Here is a 6789-nt window from a genome sequence, read left to right as displayed (position 1 = left end):
CGACGGCATTGCTCGGTCGTACGCGCCACCGCCGCGGCGCTGGAAGCCGAGGTCGCAGCGCGCAGCGTTCCGCCCTGCCGCGCTTCGCAGTCAATGCCAAGGCGGCGGATCAAGGCGAAGGTGGCATCCGGTGCGCCGTAGGTGAAGGCGATCATGCGCCGGCCGAGATCCGCGCCGAATGTCGTTTCGATCGTGTCCGGGTCGTATTTCAGGCCCGGATTGACCTGGCCGCCGTTGCGCCCCGACGCCCCCCAACCGGGTTCGCGCGCTTCGATGACCACGACCTCGCGCCCCGCTTCCGCGAGATGCAGGGCGGTGGACAGTCCGGTGAACCCGGCACCGATGATCGCGAAATCCACCCGGCGGTCGCCGTCCAACGGCCGCGTCAGCGGAGCCGCGACGGCTGTGTCCGCATATAGGCTGCGCGGCAACGCGCGCGACATCATGACGTGACGGGCGCTCACCGCATCGCTCGACCCATGCCCGGATCGATGCCCGCGCGCGGCGGGCGTGGGGGCCGGGTCATCCCCGCGAAGTCCGGCATATCAGCCTCCACGATGCCCCCTTCACCCCTGCTACGCTATGCCGCAGGGCGATGCCTGATGGACAGAAAGGGGAGCTTAACCGGTCCTCCACCGGAAGCAACTCCATTGAACGAATAGCCAGGTTTTTTTCATCATATCCCGGTCACCATGCGATCGGCGTGCCGTCGTAATTGAAGAAGGCGCCGGACTGCGCCGGGGTCAGCCCAGCGATGACCTTGCGCATGCCGGTCACGCTCTCCCGCGCATCGATGTCGCCATTGGGGCCGCCCATGTCGGTGCGGACCCAACCGGGATGCAGGACCGTGCAGAGCAGGCCGTCCGGTTGCCAGTCGATGGCCAACGAGCGCCACACCGCGTTCAGCGCCGCCTTTGACGACCGATACATATAAAGACCGCCGCGCAGGTTCTCTCCCATGCTGCCAAGCCGGCTGGACACCGCGACAAGCTTGCGCTGCGTGCCACGCCGCAGATGCGGCCGCAGCGCGCCGGCAATCGCCAGCGGGGCGATGGCATTGACCGCGAAGGTCTCGGCCCAGGCGGCGCGGTCCACCTGGTCGGCGGTCATCTCGCGCCCCAGCAGGATGCCGGCGCACAGGATCAGGACGTCGATCGCCGTGTCGCCCAGCCCCTGGACCAGTCTTTCCAACGATGCCTGATCGGTCACTTCAAGCCGGTGCCATGTCACGTCGCGATCGCCTGTCGGTGGCACGGCGTCGCGGTGCGTGGCATGCACCGTCCAACCGTCAGCCACATATTGGCGCACGAATTCCGCGCCGATGCCCCGGCTGGCACCCACGATCATCGCAGTGGACATCTTCGTCTTCCTCATATTCAGTACAGCGGCGGCGTCACAGCCCAGAGGGCGACGCACGGCACGTCGCCCGGATTCTCGAACCGGTGTTCCAGCGTAGCCGCAAACCGGAACGAATCGCCCGGGTTGAGCAGCGCCGTTTCATCACCGACCTGAAGCTTCAGCACGCCGGACAACACCGTGCCCGCGTCTTCCCCCGCATGCGCATAGGTACCGACGCCGGTTGACCCGCCGGGTTGGATGGTGATCAGCAGCAGTTCCAGCTTGCCGTCGCCCGGGCACAGCAGCTCCTTGACGATGCCCTTCTCCGCCAGGGTCAGGGTGCGGCGATAGGGCGCGCGCAGTACCCAGGACGGTCCGTCCGGCGAACGCGGCGCGTCGGTGAAGAACCAGCCGATCGGGACGCCAAACGACTCCGCCAGGCGCTGCAGCGTACGGATCGACGGCGAGGATACGCCGCGCTCGATCTGGCTCAGCATGCCGACCGAGATGCCGGTGCGGGTGGAGAGTTCCAGCAAGGTCCAGTCGCGGCGCAGGCGCATGGCGCGCAGGCGTTGACCGATCTCCGACATGACGCCGTCGCCCGCCCTTGCCTCCTGCGGCGGCGATGGGCGCGTGTCGGCGCGCGGCGCGCTATCCGGCCTCCGTGTGCCCATGGCGAGTTTTGTGTCCATATTGAACTTTCCTGGCGTTATTTTTCAAGAGTGTTGCAACCAGTCCGCGTGGTGCTACACTAATTCGCGGAGCGACAGAAGAGGCAATAATGAGCCAGCGGCCGACCGTGGCGACCGGGACCGGACCATGATGCGTGTGGGCGTGGAGGTCGGTGGCACGTTCACCGACATGGTGGCCATCGAGGGAAAAACGCTGCGCATCGTCAAGGTGCCGAGCACACCCCATAGCCCGGATATTGGCGCCTTCGCCTCACTGGAAGCAGCGCGCGTGCCCTTGCCGGCGGTCAGCGACCTGGTGCACGGCTCCACGGTGGCGACCAACGCCATCCTGGAACGGCGTGGGGCCGCGATAGCCTTCGTCACCACGCGGGGGTTCCGCGACATCCTGTTCCTGCAACGCCAGGACCGCCGGCAGATTTACGACCTGCACTACGCCAAGCCGGCGCCGCCCCTGCGCCGCCGCGACTGCTTCGAGGTGACCGAGCGCATCGACGCCGCCGGCCAGGTGGTCACCCCGCTCGATGAAGCCGCCGTTGTACGAGAGATCCTGCCGGCCCTGGCTGCGGGCGGCTACACCGCGGTGGCCATCTGTCTGCTGTCCGCCTATGCCTCGCCGGTGCACGAAGCGCGGCTGCGCGCCCTGGTCGAGGCTGCGCTGCCCGGCCTTCGCGTCACCTGCAGCCATGACGTGGCCTGCGAATTCCGGGAATTCGAGCGCGCCTCCACCACGACGCTCTCGGCCTACGTGCAGCCCGTGATCGACACTTATATCGACCGTTTCGAAACCGTGCTTGCCGCCGCCGGGTTCCGCGGCAGCTTCAGCATCATGCAGTCCAATGGCGGACGGATCCCGGCGCTGGGGATGCGGCGCAGCGCGATCACCGCCCTGTTCAGCGGTCCGGCGGCCGGGGTGATCGGCGCCGTTCGCCAGGCGCAACGCTCCGGTGTCGGCAACGTCATCACCTTCGACATGGGCGGCACCTCCACCGATGTCAGCCTGGTGACCGCCGGCCAGGCGTCGCTCACCCCCGAAACCGAGATCAACGGCCTGCCGGTGCGCACGCCGGTGCTGGACATCGTCAGCGTCGGTGCGGGCGGTGGCAGTCTGGTGTGGATCGATGATGGCGGCATGCTGCGCGTCGGCCCGCGCAGCGCCGGCGCCGACCCGGGCCCCGCATGCTATGGCCGCGGCGGCACGCTGCCGACCATCACCGACGCCCATGTCGTGCGCGGCACGATCCGGCCCGACGGTTTTCTGGGCGGAACAATGCAGTTGGACCGGGACGCCGCCCATCGCGCCTTCGCGGAGGTCGCCGCCCGGCTGGGCATGCCGATCGCGGCCGCCGCGGCCGCTGCGATCCGGCTCGCGGTTGCCAATATCGTGCGTGCCATTCAGGTGGTTTCCACCGAACGCGGCCGCGATCCGCGCGAATACGCGTTGCTGCCGTTCGGCGGCGGCGGCCCTTTGCTGGCGGCGGAGATCGCCGAGGAACTGGCCCTGCGCGAGATCCTGATCCCGCCCAATCCGGGCGTGGTGTCGGCGTTGGGCCTGGTCTCGGCCGACTACGTGAAGGTTTATGGCGCGACGCGGCGGATGCGGCTGGACACGGCCGTGCCGGACGCGCTGCGCGAAGCCTATGCCGGGTTCTTCCGCCAGGCCGAGGACGAATTCCGCAGCCATGGCCTGCATGAACCGCTCGAGTGCGCGCTGGAGGCCGACATGCGCTATGTCGGCCAAGCGTTCGAGATTCCGGTGCCGGTCGAGGCGGGCGCGCTGAAGACCCTGAGCGTCGCCGACCTGGCGGAGCGCTTCACCGAGGTGCATCGCCGGGTCTACCTGCATGGCGGTGAGCCCGGCCGCATGGTGGAACTCGTGGGGCTGCGGTTCAGCGCGCGACAGAAGCTGCCGTCGCTGCCGACGGTGCAGGAGTGGGAAGTCACCGGCGACCGACCCGCGTGCAGCCTGGTGACGATGGCGACCGGGGACGTGGTGGAAAGCCGGTTGCTGGCGGCAACGGCGCGCACGCTCGACGCGCCCGTCACGGGGCCGGCGATGATCGAAGGCTATTCCTCCACGGTCTGGGTCCCGCCCGGCTGGTCCGCCGAACGCGACGCCGCCAACAACATCCGCATGAAAAGGACCGGCTGATGGCGCTCGATCCCGTCGAATATGCGATCCTTAGCCAGGCGCTTCTCGCAGCGGCGCGGGAGATGGGCGTAAAGCTGGTACGGTCCGCCTATTCCACCATCCTGCGGGAAGCGCGCGACGGATCGGCCGCCCTGTTGGACGCACAGGGCCAGACCGTTGCCCAAGCAGAGCTGATTCCCATGCAGCTCGGCACCATCGGGCGGATCTTCAGCGCCTGCGCGACGCTGTTTCCAGCTTCATCGCTGGAGGATGGCGACTTCCTGATCATCAACGATCCCTATTCCGGCGGGCAGCATCTGCAGGATGTGTTCCTGTTCCATCCGATCTTCGTGGACGGACGGGTGATCGGATTTGCCGCCTCGGTCGCGCATCATCTGGACCTGGGGGGCGGCAATCCGGGACTCAATCCGCTGGCGGCGGACGTCTACTCCGAGGGGCTGATCATTCCGCCCATGAAGCTGAACATGGCGCGAGACTGGCACGGCGGCGGCTTTCAACGGCTGCTGCGCGCGAATGTGCGCGTGCCGCAGCAGACGATGGGGGATTTCGACGCACAGATCGCCGCCAACAATATCGGCACGTTGCGCGTGCAGGAGTTGGCCGCCCGGTATGGCAGCGAAACCGTCGTGGCGACGATGGCGGCGTTGCAGGACTACTCGGAGACGCGCATGCGAGCGGCCATCCGCGCCGTGCCCGACGGGGTCTATCATGGCGAGGACGCAGTTGACGATGATGGCATCGGGGATACACCGCTGCCGGTGCGATGCACGCTGACCGTAGCCGGCGACACGATCATCGCTGACTTCACCGGTACCGCGCCGCAGGTGCGTTCGACGCTGAATGCGCCGTTCGCTTCCACTGTTTCGGCAGCGGTGTCCAGCATCAAGGCGGCTTTGAGCAGCCCCGACATTCCGTTCAATGACGGGGCCATGCGCCCGATCACCGTGACGGCCCCGCTCGGCAGCCTGTTGAACCCCCGTCATCCGGCCCCGGTGCGGGCCCGCATGGAAGCATGCTCACGGGCCTGGAACGCGACCTTGCGCGCCCTGGCGCAGGCGGTGCCGGAGAAGGTGATCGCACCGGGATACGACACGACAACGGCGTTCTGTCTATCCCATCTGCGCGAAACCGGCTGGTCGGTGTATCTTGAAGTGCTGGGCGGCGGCTTCGGGGCCGGACCTGCCAATGATGGCTGCGACGGGATCGATAACCCGCTGTCCAACTGCGCGAACACGCCGGTGGAAGCGTTGGATCAGGATTTCGACTTCTTCCGCCTGGTCACTTATGCCTTGCTGCCGGATAGCGGCGGGCGCGGCCGTCATCGGGGCGGCACCGGTTTCGTGCGTGCCTACGAGATCCTGACCGACAATGCACAACTGGCCTTCTATTCCGACCGGTTCCGCCGGCCCGCGGAAGGGCTGTTCGGCGGCACGGCGGGTGCTACGGGGGCGTGCCGTATTCGGCGCGGCAACGAACTGATCTCGCTGGGATCAAAGACGGCCGTGCCCTTGCAGAAGGGGGATATCGTCGAGATCGTGCCAGGTGGTGGTGGTGGATATGGCGATCCTGCCGAGCGGCCCGCGGCGGCTGTCGAGGACGATCTTCTGGATGGGCTGATTTCACCTGGCAGCGCGGCGCAGTGGGGGACCGGCTGACCATCATCGGCAGGACGCATTAGCGGAATGGGTTCGTGGAGAGCTTCAACGACCGGTTCCGGGACGAGCGTCTAGTCTGGCGTCGGGCGCGTCGAGGGTTGATGGATCGCCTGCAGTAATGAGCGTCCACACGCGCCTGGACTGTCGCGTTTTGGCGTGTCGATTTTTATGTATGTGATGATGGTTGCGGGGACACGCGGCCACTGCTGGCATAAAATGTCTAGACCGTTGGATTTCTTCAGTTTTCACGAAATCGAGGATGCCCATAAGCTCGCAGCGTAGCTCGGCATGAACCTCGCCGCGCTTCGGGCCGGGGGTCAGCACGATTTCGCCGATGAGCGAGCGAAGCGCCTGGGCCGCTTCCCGGCCGCCGTCCGGGTCGTCCAGCGCCTCGGTGAACCGGACCACGTTCCTGCGGTAGATGTTGGCGACGTTGGGATGCACGTCGGGGATATTGGCGGGAGCCTGGGCCAGACGTTCGGTGATCTCCGCCTTCTGCCGCTCAAGTTCGTCCATGCGGGCCTTCATAGACGCCTGATACATCCCGTCCTCGATCGCGGCCATGATGCCGGCAATGGCGCGCTCGATCTTCTGAAGCACACGCTGGTCGCTCTCGGCCAGCGCTCGCCGGTCGTGGTTCAGCCGGTTCATCTCTTCCGCGTAGGCGCGCACGGCTTCCGCCACGGCCTCGGATGACACAAGCCGGTCCTGCAAGCCTATCAGCACCCGCGCCTCGATCTTCTCGCGCGTGATGGTGCGGTTGTTGTCACACGTGCCCCGGCGATGGTGGTTGAGGCAGCCGTAGCGGCTGGGCGTCAGGATGCCGATCTTGCCGCCGCAGCACCCGCAGGTGAGCAGGCCGGAAAGAAGGGAAACAGGTCGGTTGGCGAAATGCAGCCGCTTCGCCCTGCCCTCCCGCGTGTTCGCCAGGTTGGGGCCGAAGATGGCCGAGATT

At 66.9% G+C, this 6789-nt stretch carries 6 protein-coding genes; 2 read left to right on the top strand and 4 right to left on the bottom strand.

The features are described 5' to 3' along the window. The 3 genes from VHB27_RS00240 to VHB27_RS00230 form a co-directional block, all read right to left on the bottom strand. On the bottom strand, positions 1 to 359 hold a 359-nt coding region (locus tag VHB27_RS00240), incomplete at its 3' end, for an NAD(P)/FAD-dependent oxidoreductase (protein ID WP_325596462.1). A gap of 328 nt (positions 360 to 687) precedes the next feature. Then, positions 688 to 1359, bottom strand: coding sequence for an SDR family oxidoreductase (locus VHB27_RS00235; RefSeq protein WP_325596460.1), 672 nt, complete (start codon positions 1357 to 1359; stop codon positions 688 to 690). Positions 1360 to 1376: 17 nt separating this feature from the next. Further along, entirely contained in the window at positions 1377 to 2030 is a 654-nt protein-coding gene (locus tag VHB27_RS00230) for a helix-turn-helix domain-containing protein (RefSeq protein ID WP_325596458.1), read from the bottom strand. A gap of 127 nt (positions 2031 to 2157) precedes the next feature. Here VHB27_RS00230 and VHB27_RS00225 point away from each other — a divergent pair, with 127 nt between their 5' ends. Continuing rightward, positions 2158 to 4179, top strand: a complete 2022-nt coding sequence (locus VHB27_RS00225; protein WP_325596455.1) for a hydantoinase/oxoprolinase family protein — start codon at positions 2158 to 2160, stop codon at positions 4177 to 4179. After that, positions 4179 to 5834, top strand: coding sequence for a hydantoinase B/oxoprolinase family protein (locus VHB27_RS00220; protein ID WP_325596453.1), 1656 nt, complete (start codon positions 4179 to 4181; stop codon positions 5832 to 5834). Before VHB27_RS00225 ends, VHB27_RS00220 begins: the two co-directional genes overlap by 1 nt. A gap of 45 nt (positions 5835 to 5879) precedes the next feature. On the opposite strand, the gene VHB27_RS00215 is transcribed toward VHB27_RS00220, so the two are convergent. Beyond that, positions 5880 to 6789 (bottom strand): recombinase zinc beta ribbon domain-containing protein (locus VHB27_RS00215; protein WP_325596451.1); only part of this gene is annotated, 910 nt, incomplete at its 5' end.

It is taken from the genome of Rhodopila sp., from assembly GCF_035548235.1.
In the GTDB taxonomy this organism is placed as follows: domain Bacteria; phylum Pseudomonadota; class Alphaproteobacteria; order Acetobacterales; family Acetobacteraceae; genus Rhodopila.
Note: the sequence above shows the minus strand (reverse complement) of the source record. Positions and strands in the feature narration are given on the sequence as shown.

Bases quoted from the DNA above. Each gene is read 5' to 3' on its own strand.
- VHB27_RS00235 (WP_325596460.1), bottom strand. From the start codon at position 1,359: ATGTCCACTGCGATGATCGTGGGTGCCAGCCGGGGCATCGGCGCGGAA.
- VHB27_RS00230 (WP_325596458.1), bottom strand. From the start codon at position 2,030: ATGGACACAAAACTCGCCATGGGCACACGGAGGCCGGATAGCGCGCCG.
- VHB27_RS00225 (WP_325596455.1), top strand. From the start codon at position 2,158: ATGATGCGTGTGGGCGTGGAGGTCGGTGGCACGTTCACCGACATGGTG.
- VHB27_RS00220 (WP_325596453.1), top strand. From the start codon at position 4,179: ATGGCGCTCGATCCCGTCGAATATGCGATCCTTAGCCAGGCGCTTCTC.